Genomic DNA, 14,388 nt, shown 5'->3' with positions numbered 1-14,388 from the left:
TTTATTCTTCCCCATTTTTAATAAAGCCATCCCTAATTTATATCAATTCTTTTATATTATTATACCAATAATCTTAGTTAAACACTTTTATTTCATAGGAATTTTCAAAATAAATGAAGATCCAATATTAATTTTACTTTCAACTTCTAAAACACCATCCATTTGATGTGCTAAATTTCGCGCAATATACAAACCTAATCCAGACCCACCGGTAGTCTTATTTCGAGATTCTTCAACTCTATACGTTCTATCAAAAATACGGTTTAAATGTTCGCTCGCTATACCCGGCCCATCGTCAGACACAGTTATAACAAGAAGGTTCCCCGCTTCTTGATTCACTTTTAACTCTATTCTTGAACCAGGGCTTGTAAATTTTATCGCATTATCAATGATATTCAATAAAATACGTTCTAATGGAACCCGATATTGTTTAAAGGATTGCACCTCATCACATAAATTAACATCAATCGTTCTCGATTCGCACGCGGCTTGTTGTTCATAAGTTTGTAATATAGAAACGAACAACTTATCTATATAAATCGTTTCAAGTTCATAATTGTTCCTTGAAACAGTATTCAAACTCATAACACTCGTTAATTCATCAAACATAGTAGCTATTCTTTGCGATTGCTTAATTAATACATCGTAAGCTTTATTTTGCTCCTTTTTTGTTGAAATAACACCATCTTTGAGACCTTCCGCATATGAGGTAATACTTGCTAAAGGTGTTTTTAAATCATGTGATAAATTTTGTACCATTTCTGATTTTTCCTGTTGTTCATGCTTCACTTGTTCAATTTGTGTTTCAATATTTCGTGCCATCGTATTAAATGAATGACTAAGTTCTCTCATCTCTTTCGGACTATCAATATTAAGTTCTGTTTCATTATAATGACCTTGGGCTACACGTTTCGTCTGCAAATTCATTAAACGAATCCGTCTGACGAGTGGATTAATAAATAAAATACAAATAACTGTTGTTAAACAACTTGCGATAATAGCACTTATAGTTAGTAACAACGTTGTATGAGCATCGAACCACATCCATTTATATGCAACCGTTAAGATGGCTGTCGTTAACACAATGCTACTTATAAATGCGATTAATATTTGAGTTCTGATTGTTAACATTTATTTCGCCCTCTCGAATTTATATCCCAATCCCCAAACTGTCGTAATAACATAATCGTGGAAATCTTGTCGTTCTAACTTTTCTCTAATTCTACGTATGTGTACATTCACTGTATTCGCATCTTCGTAATAGTCATATCCCCAAACTTTCTCTAATAATTCAGATTTAGAAATAACTGTTTTTTCACGTTCAGCTAAATACCATAATAAATCAAATTCTCTTACACGTAGTGGAATCTCTTCATCGTTTATTTTCAATACTTTCTCATGTTTGCATAATGTCATGGAATCGAATGTTAAATAATCTTGTTTATTAAATTTTCTACTACGACTTAATAAATTATGTGATCTTAAAATTAATTCTCTAGGACTGAAAGGTTTCTTTATATAGTCATCTGCCCCTAAAGTTAAAGCATAAATTGTGTCATTTTTTTGTGTCTTTGCTGTTAAATAAATAAACGGGATGTCAAGACCTTGTTCTTTCATCTTCTTAACCACTTCATAGCCATTTACCTCAGGCATCATAATATCCAATATCATCAAGTCAATAGAATCATCTATTTGCTCAATTGCTTCTTGACCATTAGTTCCTGTTATTACTTGATGCCCTTCATATTCAAAATACGTTTTACAGATATCCAGAATATCTTGTTCATCGTCTACGATTAGTATTTTTGCCATGTTGTCATCCTGCTTCCTTCTTATTAAACTTATTGATAAATTTTTTTACAGATGTGGAATTAATACATTCTTTATTAAGTGCAATAAATATAAATCCAGATAATTGTACAGGGTATGTAAAAATCATATCTGCTAGAATGTTATTAATCATAATGAATATACCAAATAAAGCTGCAGAATACTCTAGGAAACCTATGATGAGAGCCAGACCAATCATTATTTCACCAATAGGAATAATCCATTCCCAATAAGAAGTGTAAGGTTCAATAATAATTTTAAAGAAATGTTTATACCATTTTGGAGAGTCTTGATTTTGTGCAATGACTTTAGTAAGACCACCTAAACTGAAACCACCTGTTAACTTTTCATAACCTTGTCTTAAAATATATATACCACTTACAATGCGTATGATTAAAAATAGAATTTGATATAATTTTTTCATGATGTTTTCTCCTTTATATAACATGATAGGGAAAAACGGTTTACCCGAATTCCCCTAATAGAAGTAATTTTTTATTTTAATTTGGCACTACCGAATGTTACATGTGCTTTATTACAATATATTGTTACTTCGTTATATTTTGAAACATCCATATCTTTTAAATCAAAAGTTTGTTCCATTTTGTCATAATCTACTTTATCAATTTGCATACCGTTCTCAACATCGCCATCTTTTGTTAAATAAACATGTAAGTCTGGACCTTTAGAAGATTTATAATCAGTAAGCATTAATTTATGATCTTTAATAGTTGCTTTACCTTCAACCATTTCACCATTCATAGACTTAAACATACCAGACATCATCATATCGTCTTTTTTCATATCTTTATCTTTCATGTCCATGTCTTTGTCTTTCATCTCTTTATCTTTCATGTCCATGTCTTTATCCATTTCTTTATCTTTCATTTCACTTTTTGTTTCCATTTTTTCGTCTTTTTTCATATCGTCATTACCACATGCACCTAATAAAATCGTAGTTGAAAGTGCAAGTGCTCCTATAGTTGTAGTTGAAAATTTCATTTAACACATCTCCTTTTAATTTGATATGTTAATTGTATAAAGTACAGCTCTATTAAACCATTAACTGTTTATTAACTACCATAAAGTATTTCTTAAATATTTATTTCATTAATTTCATTTGTTGCACTTCGACTTACGAGTACTTTTTTAGTCATGTTAATAAACAATCCTGTTTCTACAACTCCAACTATAGATTTAAGTTCATGATTCAAGTTTTCAGGGTGATGAATTTCTGAAAAATCACAATCAAGAATATAATTTTGATTATCAGTAACAAAAATCTCTTCTTCTTTTTTTCTTAAAATCGCTTTACATCCTAACGACTCTATAGATTGCGCTGTGATTTTCCATCCAAATGGTATGACCTCTATCGGCAACTTAAACTTACCAAGTATTTTGACTACTTTTGATTCATCTACAATAACGATGAATTTTTTTGCTGCATCAGCAACTATTTTCTCCCTTAATAGCGCACCGCCGCCACCTTTAATCAACTGTAAATTCTCATCCACTTCATCTGCACCATCAATTGCGATATCTAAACTTCTTATTTCTGAAAAATCACTAAGAGGAATTTCAAATTTTTTAGCCCATTCTGCTGTTTTTTCAGATGTAGGTACACAAACAATATTTAATCCTTCTTTAACCCGCTCACCTAAATGTTTAATAGCATAATACATCGTAGACCCAGTACCTAGACCTACTTTCATATCATCTTCTATATATTGAATAGCCTCTATCGCTACACTTTCCTTTAACTCATCTTGATTCATTATGGACACCTCAATCTATATTTATATGTTTAAAATTCAACTTAACATCATTATAAATATACATAGTGCAAACATCCTAACGTATTGATTGAGAATACTTTGATATTTCATAAAAAATCACCCATAAAAATTAGAATTGAATCTAAATTTTATGGGTGACTATCATTTTATATTTATTTTGTAGGGTATCTATGTGAAAACATACAAATTATCATTTTGTATTTGAAGGTTCTTCATCTGTTCTTGGTAACGGGTAAAAACCGGCATTAAATTGTTTCCATAATGGTTCTGTTAATTCATGTTTGTCTGTTCTTTCAGGATCGAACATAGATACAATTTCATCTTCTTTACCTTGTTTAATTTTGCTAATGAATTCGTAATCTAATAGCAATTCTCTACCTAAAGCGATAAGAGGTGCACCAGTTTCAAGAGCAGCGATAGCATCATCAGCTGTAAATATAGAGCCAATACCTATTAATGGTAAACGTCCATTTATCCAGTCTAACAATAATTTAACACGTTGTTCTCCTTTATATTCACCTTCTCTTGTTTCAGAGTGAATATCCATTAGAGATACGTGTAAATAATCTATCGGTTTTTCAGACAATGTTTTGACAAGTTGTTCAGTTAATTCCATAGAAATACCTGGAGATTCCACTTCTTCTGGAGAAAAGCGATAACCTACTATAAAGTCTGGTGTAGCATGTTCATTTACGACTTTTGTTACTGCATCTACAACTGCTAGAGGGTAACGTAAATGTTCGCCCCACTCATCATCTCTTCTATTATAGTAAGGAGAGAAGAATTGATGGATTAGATAGTGATTGGCACCATGAATTTCAACGCCATCAAATCCCGCTTCAATTGCGATACGTGTTGCTCTTGCAAATGATTCAATAGAATGTTCAATTTCTTCTACAGTTAAAGGTCTAGCTTTATGTGTCTCTTTTTGACCGAACCCTCTAACTTCTACTTCACTCGGTGCAGCAACGTCGCCATCAGGTGTTAAACCAGGTAGTGACATTGCACCGCCGTGATGAATTTGAATTAATGCTTTAGCACCATTTTTCTTCATAACTTCAGCTTGCTTAGATAATCCACTTATATCCGCTTCTTTAGAAACAGAAGCTTGTCCAGGAAATGCTTGACCAAGCGGTTCAACATAACTTGCTGCAGTCAAAGCAATCCCAACATCTTGAGAGCGTTTTTCTATATATGGTAATTCAATATCAGAAATACTGCCATCATCATTAGAAGACACATGTGTTAAAGGCGCTAACACAAATCTATTTCTTAATACTACACCATTCGGTAATTTTAATTCTTTAAATAAAGGTTCATATTTCTCGTTCATTTTTTAAGTCCTCCTTATGACATAACACTATAACATCATTATTTTAGAAGTTACTAATTTAATGCTTATAGCTATGGTAGGAATTTTATATATTGAAATTCCTTGTATAAAATTAACAATAATTATTATTAATTTTTGTATTCTGTATTTGTTTTTAATTACTTCTTTAAAGAAATACATTTTTATTTAATTGAACGATTTCATTCATAATTATTAACTTTTTGACTTACATTTATCACTAATGACATAAACCGTTCAAACTATTGAACACTATGAATCCTATTGATATGCTTATACCCAATTAGTAAGCGCTTACTAAAGATACAAGGAGCTGTTATAGTGAAAATTTTTGATCTTATTGATAAAAATACTTTTATTTTTGACGAAACAATTTCTACTAAAAGTAAACTCTTTAATTCACTCACAGAAATATTAGATGAACATGGATATTTAAAGAACAGGAAAAAGTTTCTAAAAGATCTACTTAAACGAGAAAGTATAGTTTCTACCGGAATTGAAGATGGTTTCGGTATACCTCACGCCCAATCTAAATATATAAATAAACCTATTATTACTTTTGCAAAAACTTCTAAAATTAGTGATTACAAAGCATTAGATGATTCTGAAATTAACATAGTTTTTCTTATTGCATTACCAAAAATTGCACAAGCTTCACACTTAGATTTATTAAGTGAATTGGCTCGTCTTTTGATGAATCCAGATTTACGACATGACATTAAAAATGCTGAACAAGCAGATGAAATTTTAGATATTTTATCTGTATAGGAGGAATATTATGAATATCATTGGAATTACAGCATGTCCTACAGGTATAGCCCACACTTATATGGCTGCTGAAAAATTGACTAATACTGCTGAAAACCTAGGTCATAATATAAAAATTGAAACACAAGGTTCAAAGACTGAAAACATTTTAACTGAAGATGATATAAATAACTCAGATTTAATTATTTTAGCAATAGATAAAGAAATCGATTTAAGCAGATTCTCTGGAAAAAAAGTCAAAAAGATTTCAACAGCACAAGCAATTAAAATGCCTGAAAACATCATAGAAGATGCTATAAATGATATCGATATGACAAATATTGAAAATAATGAAAGTAATACAAATAATAAATCAGGTATATATAATCACTTCATGAATGGTGTAAATTATATGCTTCCATTTGTAATTGCAGGAGGTATATTAATAGCCATCAGTTTTGCTTTTGGTATAAATTCTGCTGATCCTGATTCAGAATCATATAATAGATTTGCAGCTGCCCTTTCTAAGATAGGTGGAGATACAGCATTCCAATTAATGGTTCCAGCTTTATCTGCTGGTATTGCTTCTTCAATAGCTGGCAGAGCAGGTTTTGCGCCTGGTTTGGTTGCAGGAACTCTTGCAACAGTTGATGGATCAGGATTTTTAGGGGGAATGATTAGCGGGTTAATGGCTGGTTATATAACAAATATTTTAGCAAATAAAGTTAAAATACCAAAATCAGTATCTGCACTTTATCAATTAATAATTGTACCACTTTTTTCTATATTTATAGTGGGCATTGCAATGATTTTCCTAATCAACACTCCAATATCATGGCTACTAGATACACTGACTCACTGGTTAAATGGTTTAGGACAGTCATCTGGTATGTTATTTGGCTTATTAATTGGAGCTATGATGGCAGCAGATATGGGAGGGCCTATTAATAAATCGATTTCTACATTTTCTATAGGATTAATGTCAGCCGGTGTTAATGCGCCTATTGCTGCTTGTATGGTAGCTGGTATGACTCCTCCACTAGGTTTAGCTTTAGCGACACTTATTTTCAAAAGTAAATTTACTAAAGAAGAAAGAACATCTGGAAAATCTTGTTGGGTATTAGGTGCGTCATATATTACAGAAGGAGCGATACCTTTTGCTGTTGCAGATCCGCTTAGAGTCATCCCTAGTCTTATATTAGGCTCTGCAACTGCAGCAGCAATATCTATGAATGGTGGTGTAACTTCTTTAGCTCCTCACGGAGGTATATGGATTTTATTTATTCCAAATGTAATTAATCATTTATTTATATATATCATCGCCATCATTAGTGGAACAGTGGTTACAGCTTTGTCAGTTGGGTTACTAAAGAAAAAAATCACTTTTGAACAAAAAAAGAAATCAAATGAAATTATTAAAAATAAGGTGGAGTTATAATGTTATATAATATGAAAGATTTACTAAAAGTTGCAAATGAGCATAAATTTGCTGTTCCTGCATTTAATATATCTAGTTTTGATATGCTTAAATCAATTATGGAAGAAGTTGAAAGGCTAGAGTGTCCTGTTATTCTAGAAATACATCCAGATGAAATTGAATATTTAGGAAATAATTTTGTGTCAATTGTAAGAGCTTATGCTCTTAATAGTAAAGTTCCAGTCGTTATTCATTTGGATCATGGTAGTACACTGTTCGATGTTACAAGAGCAATTAGAAACGGTTATACTTCAGTAATGATTGATGCTTCTACTCAATCTTTCGAAGATAATATTTCTATTACTAAACAAATAGTTGAGTTAGCACACAATGTAGATGTTTCAGTAGAAGCAGAACTAGGTACAATAGGAAATAACGGTTCTAGTGAAGGTGGAACTGATGAAATTATATACACAGATCCTGATCAAGCAGAATATTTTGTTAAAGAAACCAATATTGACACATTAGCAGTAGCCATTGGTACATCACATGGTTTATATCCAAAAGGAAAGAAACCAGAATTAAATATAGAGTTACTTAAAGAAATAAATTCAAGATTATCTATTCCTATTGTATTACATGGTGGCTCTGGAAATCCTGATGAAGAAGTACGTGAATCTGTTCTTTATGGTGTGGGTAAAGTAAATTTAAGTTCTGATTTAAAAAGTGTCTTTTTTGAACAAGTTAGACAAACTTTAATTGATAATAAGAATATGTATGAACCTAATGAAGTTTATCCAGAAGCAAATAAAAAATTAAAAAAAGTAGTTGAATATAAAATGAATTTACTAAACACTATAGGTAAAGCAAAATTATATAAGTAATTTCTACAAAGGTGGTTAAATCCATGCTTAAAATAATAGAAGAACGTCAACAAATTATAATCAATCATTTAAAGATTGTTCAATTTGCAAGAATACAAGACTTGATAGAACTCGTAAAATACAGTGAAGCTACTGTTAAAAGAGATTTGATAGAATTGGAAAAAAAGGGCCTCGTTAGAAGGACTCGTGGTGGAGCTATGATTATCGATAATCAAAAAATAGATTTGCCTTATTTAATGAAAATAATTAACTTTAATGAACAAGATAATAAACATAAATTAGCAGAGAAAGCAAAAGACCTTATTAATGACGATATGGTAATATTTATAGATTCAAGCACCACTACTTTACATTTAATTAAAATGTTAGCTAAGTTTGAAGGTTTACAAATTATTACGAATGGTGTTCTTACTGCTTCATTATTATCAGAGTTTACTGACGCTCATATTAATATTCTAGGTGGGACAGTTATAAAAAAAAGAAATACCATAAATGGTTCTAAAGCTTTTAATGATGCCTTAACTTATTATGCAGATATCTCTTTTTTATCATGCAGAGGATTTGATTTTAAAGAAGGAGCAACTGAAACTACAGAAGGAGAAGCATTGATTAAACAGGCCTTTAGAAGGAATTCTAAACACTTAGTGTTACTAGTAACTGATGAAAAATTCAACAATAAATATATTCATAAAAGCTTATCTTTACAAGATGTAGATACCATAATTACAGATTATAAACTAACTCAAGACTCTATTAACTTATTACAAAAAAATAATATTAAATGGATACTTTAATTTCTATCAATCAGAGTAATTTCAATTAACAAAAAGATTTGTATAGACACACCAATCCCCTCACTATTTCCATTAGTGAAGGGATTTTTAGTTTAGTATGTCAACTTATCATTTTACTAAAACTGTTTAGCCAAACAAAGTCCATACTCTGTTGACAGGATAATATATATCAAATAAAACGATATATTTATGATTTTTCTTCAGACAGTTTATTATTAGCTCGTTTTTGCAACAGTACACCTAATAAACCAATGATAATTACTAATGCAATAACGCCTGCAATTCCTAAGAACTTAGTAATATATCCGACTACAATTCCTACTGCTAAGAAATCAGTATCTGAGAATGTTGTGGAAGCTGCTCCTAGATCTCCCATAAATGGTATGAATAGCAATGGTAAAAATGTAATTAAAATACCATTCAATGCTGATCCTGCAACTGCTCCTTTTATACCTCCTCTTGCGTTACCAAATACACCTGCTGTAGCTCCTAAGAAGAAATGTGGTACAACTCCTGGCAGTATAACTACTCCACCGATTAAGAACATAATAAGCATTCCGATTACACCAGTTATAAAACTAACGAAAAATCCTATCAACACAGCGTTTTGAGCATATGGAAATACGATAGGACAATCTAATGCTGGTTTAGTATTTGGCACTAATTTCTCTGATATACCTTTGAAAGCAGGTACAATTTCAGCCAAAATCAAACGTACACCTGTTAAGATAATAAATACACCTGCAGCAAAAGTTACACCTTGAATAACCGAGAACACAATAAAGTTTTGACCATCACTTAGTTCAGCGTGTACATATTGTGGACCTGCAAATAGCGCTGCAATAATATATAAGACAATCATCGTTAATGAAATACTAATTGTACTTTCTCTAAGAAAACTTAAACCTTTTGGAAATTTAATATCTTCAGTTGATTTAGATTTCCCAGAAAATAATTTACCTATTTCTCCAGCTGCCCAGTAACTCACCGTTCCAAAGTGACCGATAGCGACTTGATCAGATTTAGTAATTTTTTTCATTGTAGATTGGCCAAGTGCTGGAAGTATTGCCATGATTAATCCTAATATAATAGAACCCATAACAACTGTTAAAGTACCTGTAATATTACCTACTGTTAATAATATTGCTAAAAATGCAGCCATATAAAATGTATGGTGACCTGTTAAGAAAATATATTTTAAGTTTGTGAACCTTGCTATAAGTATATTTACGACCATACCGAACATCATGATTAAAGCGGCTGTAGTCCCGTAATCTTTTAATGCTATAGATATAATCGCTTCATTATTTGGCACAACCCCTTGAACGCCAAATGCTTCTTGGAACATCTTACCGAATGGTTCTAATGATTGAGTTACAACGTCTGCCCCTGCACTTAATACTAAAAAGCCTAATATCGTTTTAATTGTTCCAGATGTAATATCTGCTCCTGATTTTTTCTGAACAATCAAACCTATGAACGCTATAAGCGCTACTAGAATAGCGGGCTGACTCAAAACATCTACAATAAATCCTAATATTGAATTCATAATGCCCTCACCCCTTTATAGTTAAATAATATTCATTTCAGTTAATTTTTCACTTAATTTATTTTGTAATTCTTCTTTATCTAATATGTTATCTAATACAACAACTTCACCTAATCTTTGCGCGTTTTCTTCTAAATCTCTTCCGCATATAAATAAATCTGCCATATCAGGACTAGCTGTCATAATATCACTGTGCTCTACCTCTACATCAGATGGTGCTTGTAAATTTCTCAGAGCTTCTTGTGCATTCATTTCAACCATAAAACTACTTCCTAAACCGTGTCCACATACTACTAAAATTTTCATATTAATCATTCTCCTTAAATATATTTATTATTTCTTCAGAATTTTTTGCTTCTATTAATCTATTTATTCTTTGTTTATCACTTAGTTTAGTTGCTAATTGTCTTAAAATATCAAGATGGGCTTCATTATCAACAGCGCTCAAGACAAATATTAGTGATGCATAATGTCCATCTTCAGAAAAATTAATGTGTTCGTCTAATTTCAATAGACTTAGACCTACTTTTTCAACATTGTCTCCCGGTCTTGAATGCGCAATAGCTACTTCAGGAGCTATAACAATATAAGGCCCCATTTCATGCACACTATCTATCATAGACTCTACATATTTTTGAGTGAAATACCCTTCATCTAACAAAGGTTTAGAAGCTAGTTGTATACTTTCTTCCCAACTGTTAACCTTCTGTCTTAAAAGGATATGTTCTTCCTTAATAAAATCTGTCACGTTTATATTTCCTCCTTACTATGACTAACAGAATGAATGAGCTCTATAATTTTTTCTTTATTTCCATTTAGTAGTTCTTTTCTTTTTTCTTCATCCATTATTAAATGACTAAGTTGCCCTAATGCATTTAAATGTATTTGCGCTTGACTAGTTGCTAAAATAATAATAATTTTAACTGGATCATATCTATCGTGACCAAAAGAAACACCATTTTTAAAATGCATTATAGACATACTTACAGGGACATTTACATTTTCAAAGTTCGAATGTAGTAACGCAATATTAGGTCCAATGACCATGTAAGGACCAAATTTATCTAAATGCTTTATAATGTCACCTGCATAAGCTGCATTTACATGCCCTTCATCTATTAATACTTTTACACTCTCTTTTATAGCGTCATCTCTGCTTTTACCTATGACATTAGTTTGAATATGATTGAAAGGAAGTACATCTTCTAAAGTTGGACCTATAGTTTTATAGCTTGAAACGTACCTTTCCCTAAAGTCATTAATCAGTTGATTTAATCGCTCTCTATCTTCTCTGTTAAGAAAAGGAGATACTTCTATCGTCGGAACAGAAAAATCTTCGACAGGTACAGTAGACAGAATATAATCCACACCATGGGACTGTAGAATTTTTTCAGTAATCTCATAGATAGAAAAAGCGTCTAAAATTTCAAATTCAGGATAAATATTTTTTATACGACTTTTTAATAATTGTGAAGTGCCAACACCTGAACCACATAATAATATAACCTTAATTTGTGTTGTTTGTTCACTAGATAACCGTTCAATAGAAGATGCAAAATGTAATACAAGATAAGCTACTTCATCATCGCTAAATTCTATATGAAAAGGATTCTCTAATACGTATATTTGTTGTTTTACTGCATGAAACAATTCTTGATATTCATCAATGATTTCCCCTTTTAAAGGATTAGAATGTGCCATGTTAAATGTCATTCTATGAATTGCTGGTTGTAAATGTGTGATTAAACCAGTCATTAGCTTATGATCATGAATTAGGGGTATACCTATTTGTGCACTTACTTTTTGGATGAATAATTTTGAGATTTGAGTTATATTTTTGTGTTCTTGATACTCATGGTAAGAAGTAACACGAGCGCCTAATAAATGTAATGTAATAAAAGCTGCTTCACTTTTAGGAAACTTAATTGGGAATATTTCTTCTAATTGCTGAGTAATTTTGATCGCAATTTCAAATACATCAGTTTGTCTCAAACGTTCGTATTCTTCATCTGGTATTTCAAACATATACTGTTCCTTAGCCCGATGAATAGCTATTATTATGTGATATATCAATCCATCTATTCCTACTTGTACGAGATGAAAATCTTCTTCATTTAAAATATTGATAACAGTCCGTCTTATTTTTTCTAAATCTTCTTTAGAAAAGTTTTTCATACCGATGTGAGGCGTAGCTTTTCTAAAATACTCGCTTACGATATTTGCGTATGCTTCTCTCAAGTTTTTTTCATTACCTTCAATTATAAAACCTTTATTTTTCTTATATTCTAGAAGTAATGAATATTTACCTAGCCATTCCTGTACAGATTTCAAATCTTCTACTACTGTTCTTCTAGATACATTTAAAATATCCGCGAATGTTTGAGAATTAATAGGTTTAGAAGATTCAAACAACCTCAATATAATTTGTTCTTTTCGTTCAATTTTAGAAAAATGTACATCCATTTCTACGTTAGACTCAGATAAAAAACTAGTTTCGTCTTGAGATGTAATTTTTACACCTAAACTCTTACTGCGTTCGATTTTAATTTTTAATTGGTCTGCAAAAGATTCAATATATTCCAAATCATATTGAATTGTGCGTTCTGAAACTTGGAATAAAGATGCTAATTCAGTAATCGTTATAAAATCTTTAACGGGTGATAAATGAGATACGATATTTCTTTGACGTTCACTCAACAATCAAATGACCTCCCTAGTTATATTGTAAGCGTTTACCTATACTTTTAGATGTGTAAACTTCTTCGTTTAATAATCCGAAACATTTCACATCAAAGCAAGTAAAAATATTAAACGTAATTTAGATATTTGTAATAATTAAACAAAAAAACTGCCGACAAAGTTTATACTTTATCGACAGGCTGGAATATATTATTCGATTTCAATTCTTATACATGTTTAGTTTTAAAACGACGTGTATACTCTCTAAATGTAATAAAACATTTATTTTTTTCGTCGTATAATTTATATTTCAAAGATTCTAGACTATCTTTAATCGTGATTGTCGTCGCGTGTTGTAATGGTGGTGTCTTCTCGTGTGCTTGTTCTAATTGATAGTTTGGTATTCTTGGGCTTAAATGGTGGACATGATGGTAACCAATATTACCTGTCATCCATTGAAAGACTTTAGGTAATTTATAGAATGAACTACCTTCAATCGCTGCTTTAACATAATCCCATTCAGATGATTCTTCAAAATATGCATCTTCAAATGTATGTTGAATGTAAAATAACCAAATACCCATCATACCTGCAATAAATAACATTGGTAATAAAACGAGCATAAATGGAACTGCTCCTACTAGGAAGAACATTCCAACGTAGAATAAAAGCAATACAATATTATGCATCCAAGTATTGCGCTTTTCCTTAGGTTTAGCATCTTTAGCATTCATTCTATTTGAAATAAGCATCAAGAATATTGGTCCTAATATAAACATTACAAACGGATGTCTATACATACGATATTTAAATTGAGTAAATTTAGAAGCATCACGATATTCTTCAATTGTCATTACCCAAATATCACCAATACCACGTTTTTCTAAATTACCACTGCTTGTATGGTGAATGATATGTTCTCTACGCCATTTTTCATAAGGGAAAAATGTCATAAGACCAGTTATATTCCCTAATAAATCATTGTTCTTTTTCTTACTTAAGAATGATCCATGACAGCAATCATGAAAAATTATAAATGTTCTAATTAAAAATCCTGAAGCTAACACACCACATAATATCGATAACGACCAATGTAATTGATAACTTAAAAATCCGCCAGTTACCAATAATACAAGTGGTATTATTGTATTTATAATTTGAATAGTACTTTTCTTTAGATTGTTGTTTTCAAACGGTTTGACCATTTTGCGAAGCAACTTCTTCTTTTCTTTTTCGATATTTTTCCACGTCCCTTTATTCAATAAATATAAGAATAGGAACTACTTTAAAGAGCTAAGCACTTCCATCTCTAATTCTTATAATAAATCATAATATCAAGGT

The 14,388-nt window shown here is 31.0% G+C and carries 15 protein-coding genes; 4 read left to right on the top strand and 11 right to left on the bottom strand.

What is annotated here, in order from left to right:
- Nucleotides 1–87: 87 nt before the first annotated feature.
- The 6 genes from ACO6VN_RS01010 to ACO6VN_RS00985 form a co-directional block, all read right to left on the bottom strand.
- A complete protein-coding gene (locus ACO6VN_RS01010; RefSeq protein ID WP_422404114.1) occupies nucleotides 88–1,131 on the bottom strand; it encodes a sensor histidine kinase in 1,044 nt (347 codons plus the stop codon).
- Nucleotides 1,132–1,812, bottom strand: a complete 681-nt coding sequence (locus ACO6VN_RS01005) for a response regulator transcription factor (protein ID WP_422404113.1) — start codon at nucleotides 1,810–1,812, stop codon at nucleotides 1,132–1,134.
- A 4-nt stretch (nucleotides 1,813–1,816) separates the two neighbouring features.
- Nucleotides 1,817–2,254 (bottom strand): DoxX family membrane protein, encoded by a 438-nt coding sequence (locus ACO6VN_RS01000; protein WP_282862566.1) that lies wholly within the window; start codon nucleotides 2,252–2,254, stop codon nucleotides 1,817–1,819.
- Between the two features lie 71 nt (nucleotides 2,255–2,325).
- Complete coding sequence (locus ACO6VN_RS00995; protein WP_282862565.1) at nucleotides 2,326–2,832, bottom strand: DM13 domain-containing protein; 507 nt, start codon at nucleotides 2,830–2,832, stop codon at nucleotides 2,326–2,328.
- Between the two features lie 92 nt (nucleotides 2,833–2,924).
- Nucleotides 2,925–3,605 carry a ribose-5-phosphate isomerase RpiA gene (rpiA, locus tag ACO6VN_RS00990; protein ID WP_282862564.1) on the bottom strand — a complete coding sequence of 227 codons (681 nt, stop codon included), beginning with the start codon at nucleotides 3,603–3,605 and terminating at the stop codon, nucleotides 2,925–2,927.
- Between the two features lie 211 nt (nucleotides 3,606–3,816).
- Entirely contained in the window at nucleotides 3,817–4,959 is a 1,143-nt protein-coding gene (locus ACO6VN_RS00985) for an NADH-dependent flavin oxidoreductase (protein WP_422404112.1), read from the bottom strand.
- Nucleotides 4,960–5,298: 339 nt separating this feature from the next.
- Between ACO6VN_RS00985 and ACO6VN_RS00980 the strand changes: the two genes are divergently transcribed.
- The 4 genes from ACO6VN_RS00980 to ACO6VN_RS00965 are packed head-to-tail and all read left to right on the top strand — an operon-like array spanning nucleotide 5,299 to nucleotide 8,819.
- A complete protein-coding gene (locus tag ACO6VN_RS00980; protein WP_216683647.1) occupies nucleotides 5,299–5,745 on the top strand; it encodes a PTS sugar transporter subunit IIA in 447 nt (148 codons plus the stop codon).
- 10 nt (nucleotides 5,746–5,755) lie between these two features.
- Nucleotides 5,756–7,162 (top strand): PTS fructose transporter subunit IIC, encoded by a 1,407-nt coding sequence (locus ACO6VN_RS00975; RefSeq protein ID WP_216683646.1) that lies wholly within the window; start codon nucleotides 5,756–5,758, stop codon nucleotides 7,160–7,162.
- A complete protein-coding gene (locus tag ACO6VN_RS00970) occupies nucleotides 7,162–8,025 on the top strand; it encodes a ketose-bisphosphate aldolase (protein ID WP_216683645.1) in 864 nt (287 codons plus the stop codon). Before ACO6VN_RS00975 ends, ACO6VN_RS00970 begins: the two co-directional genes overlap by 1 nt.
- Before the next feature lie 23 nt (nucleotides 8,026–8,048).
- Nucleotides 8,049–8,819 carry a DeoR/GlpR family DNA-binding transcription regulator gene (locus ACO6VN_RS00965; RefSeq protein ID WP_194200618.1) on the top strand — a complete coding sequence of 257 codons (771 nt, stop codon included), beginning with the start codon at nucleotides 8,049–8,051 and terminating at the stop codon, nucleotides 8,817–8,819.
- 187 nt (nucleotides 8,820–9,006) lie between these two features.
- On the opposite strand, the gene ACO6VN_RS00960 is transcribed toward ACO6VN_RS00965, so the two are convergent.
- The 5 genes from ACO6VN_RS00960 to ACO6VN_RS00940 form a co-directional block, all read right to left on the bottom strand.
- On the bottom strand, nucleotides 9,007–10,368 hold the full coding sequence (locus tag ACO6VN_RS00960; protein WP_135031510.1) for a PTS ascorbate transporter subunit IIC: 1,362 nt from the start codon (nucleotides 10,366–10,368) through the stop codon (nucleotides 9,007–9,009).
- 21 nt (nucleotides 10,369–10,389) lie between these two features.
- Nucleotides 10,390–10,674, bottom strand: coding sequence for a PTS sugar transporter subunit IIB (locus tag ACO6VN_RS00955; RefSeq protein ID WP_017001091.1), 285 nt, complete (start codon nucleotides 10,672–10,674; stop codon nucleotides 10,390–10,392).
- Between the two features lies 1 nt (nucleotide 10,675).
- Nucleotides 10,676–11,116: a PTS sugar transporter subunit IIA gene (locus tag ACO6VN_RS00950; RefSeq protein ID WP_422404111.1), complete on the bottom strand. Its 441-nt coding sequence runs from the start codon at nucleotides 11,114–11,116 to the stop codon at nucleotides 10,676–10,678.
- Nucleotides 11,117–11,118: 2 nt separating this feature from the next.
- Entirely contained in the window at nucleotides 11,119–13,065 is a 1,947-nt protein-coding gene (locus ACO6VN_RS00945) for a BglG family transcription antiterminator (RefSeq protein WP_422404110.1), read from the bottom strand.
- A 209-nt stretch (nucleotides 13,066–13,274) separates the two neighbouring features.
- Entirely contained in the window at nucleotides 13,275–14,252 is a 978-nt protein-coding gene (locus tag ACO6VN_RS00940; protein WP_017001094.1) for a fatty acid desaturase, read from the bottom strand.
- Nucleotides 14,253–14,388 lie beyond the last annotated feature (136 nt).

Source organism: Mammaliicoccus sp. JADD-157 (genome assembly GCF_049310805.1).
GTDB classification, from domain to species: domain Bacteria; phylum Bacillota; class Bacilli; order Staphylococcales; family Staphylococcaceae; genus Mammaliicoccus; species Mammaliicoccus lentus.
This window is presented reverse-complemented; position numbering and strand designations above follow the sequence as displayed.

Bases quoted from the DNA above. Each gene is read 5' to 3' on its own strand.
- ACO6VN_RS00955 (WP_017001091.1), bottom strand. From the start codon at position 10,674: ATGAAAATTTTAGTAGTATGTGGACACGGTTTAGGAAGTAGTTTTATG.
- ACO6VN_RS00985 (WP_422404112.1), bottom strand. From the start codon at position 4,959: ATGAACGAGAAATATGAACCTTTATTTAAAGAATTAAAATTACCGAAT.
- ACO6VN_RS01000 (WP_282862566.1), bottom strand. From the start codon at position 2,254: ATGAAAAAATTATATCAAATTCTATTTTTAATCATACGCATTGTAAGT.
- ACO6VN_RS01005 (WP_422404113.1), bottom strand. From the start codon at position 1,812: ATGGCAAAAATACTAATCGTAGACGATGAACAAGATATTCTGGATATC.
- ACO6VN_RS00995 (WP_282862565.1), bottom strand. From the start codon at position 2,832: ATGAAATTTTCAACTACAACTATAGGAGCACTTGCACTTTCAACTACG.
- ACO6VN_RS00940 (WP_017001094.1), bottom strand. From the start codon at position 14,252: ATGGTCAAACCGTTTGAAAACAACAATCTAAAGAAAAGTACTATTCAA.
- ACO6VN_RS00960 (WP_135031510.1), bottom strand. From the start codon at position 10,368: ATGAATTCAATATTAGGATTTATTGTAGATGTTTTGAGTCAGCCCGCT.
- rpiA (WP_282862564.1), bottom strand. From the start codon at position 3,605: ATGAATCAAGATGAGTTAAAGGAAAGTGTAGCGATAGAGGCTATTCAA.
- ACO6VN_RS00970 (WP_216683645.1), top strand. From the start codon at position 7,162: ATGTTATATAATATGAAAGATTTACTAAAAGTTGCAAATGAGCATAAA.
- ACO6VN_RS00965 (WP_194200618.1), top strand. From the start codon at position 8,049: ATGCTTAAAATAATAGAAGAACGTCAACAAATTATAATCAATCATTTA.
- ACO6VN_RS01010 (WP_422404114.1), bottom strand. From the start codon at position 1,131: ATGTTAACAATCAGAACTCAAATATTAATCGCATTTATAAGTAGCATT.
- ACO6VN_RS00975 (WP_216683646.1), top strand. From the start codon at position 5,756: ATGAATATCATTGGAATTACAGCATGTCCTACAGGTATAGCCCACACT.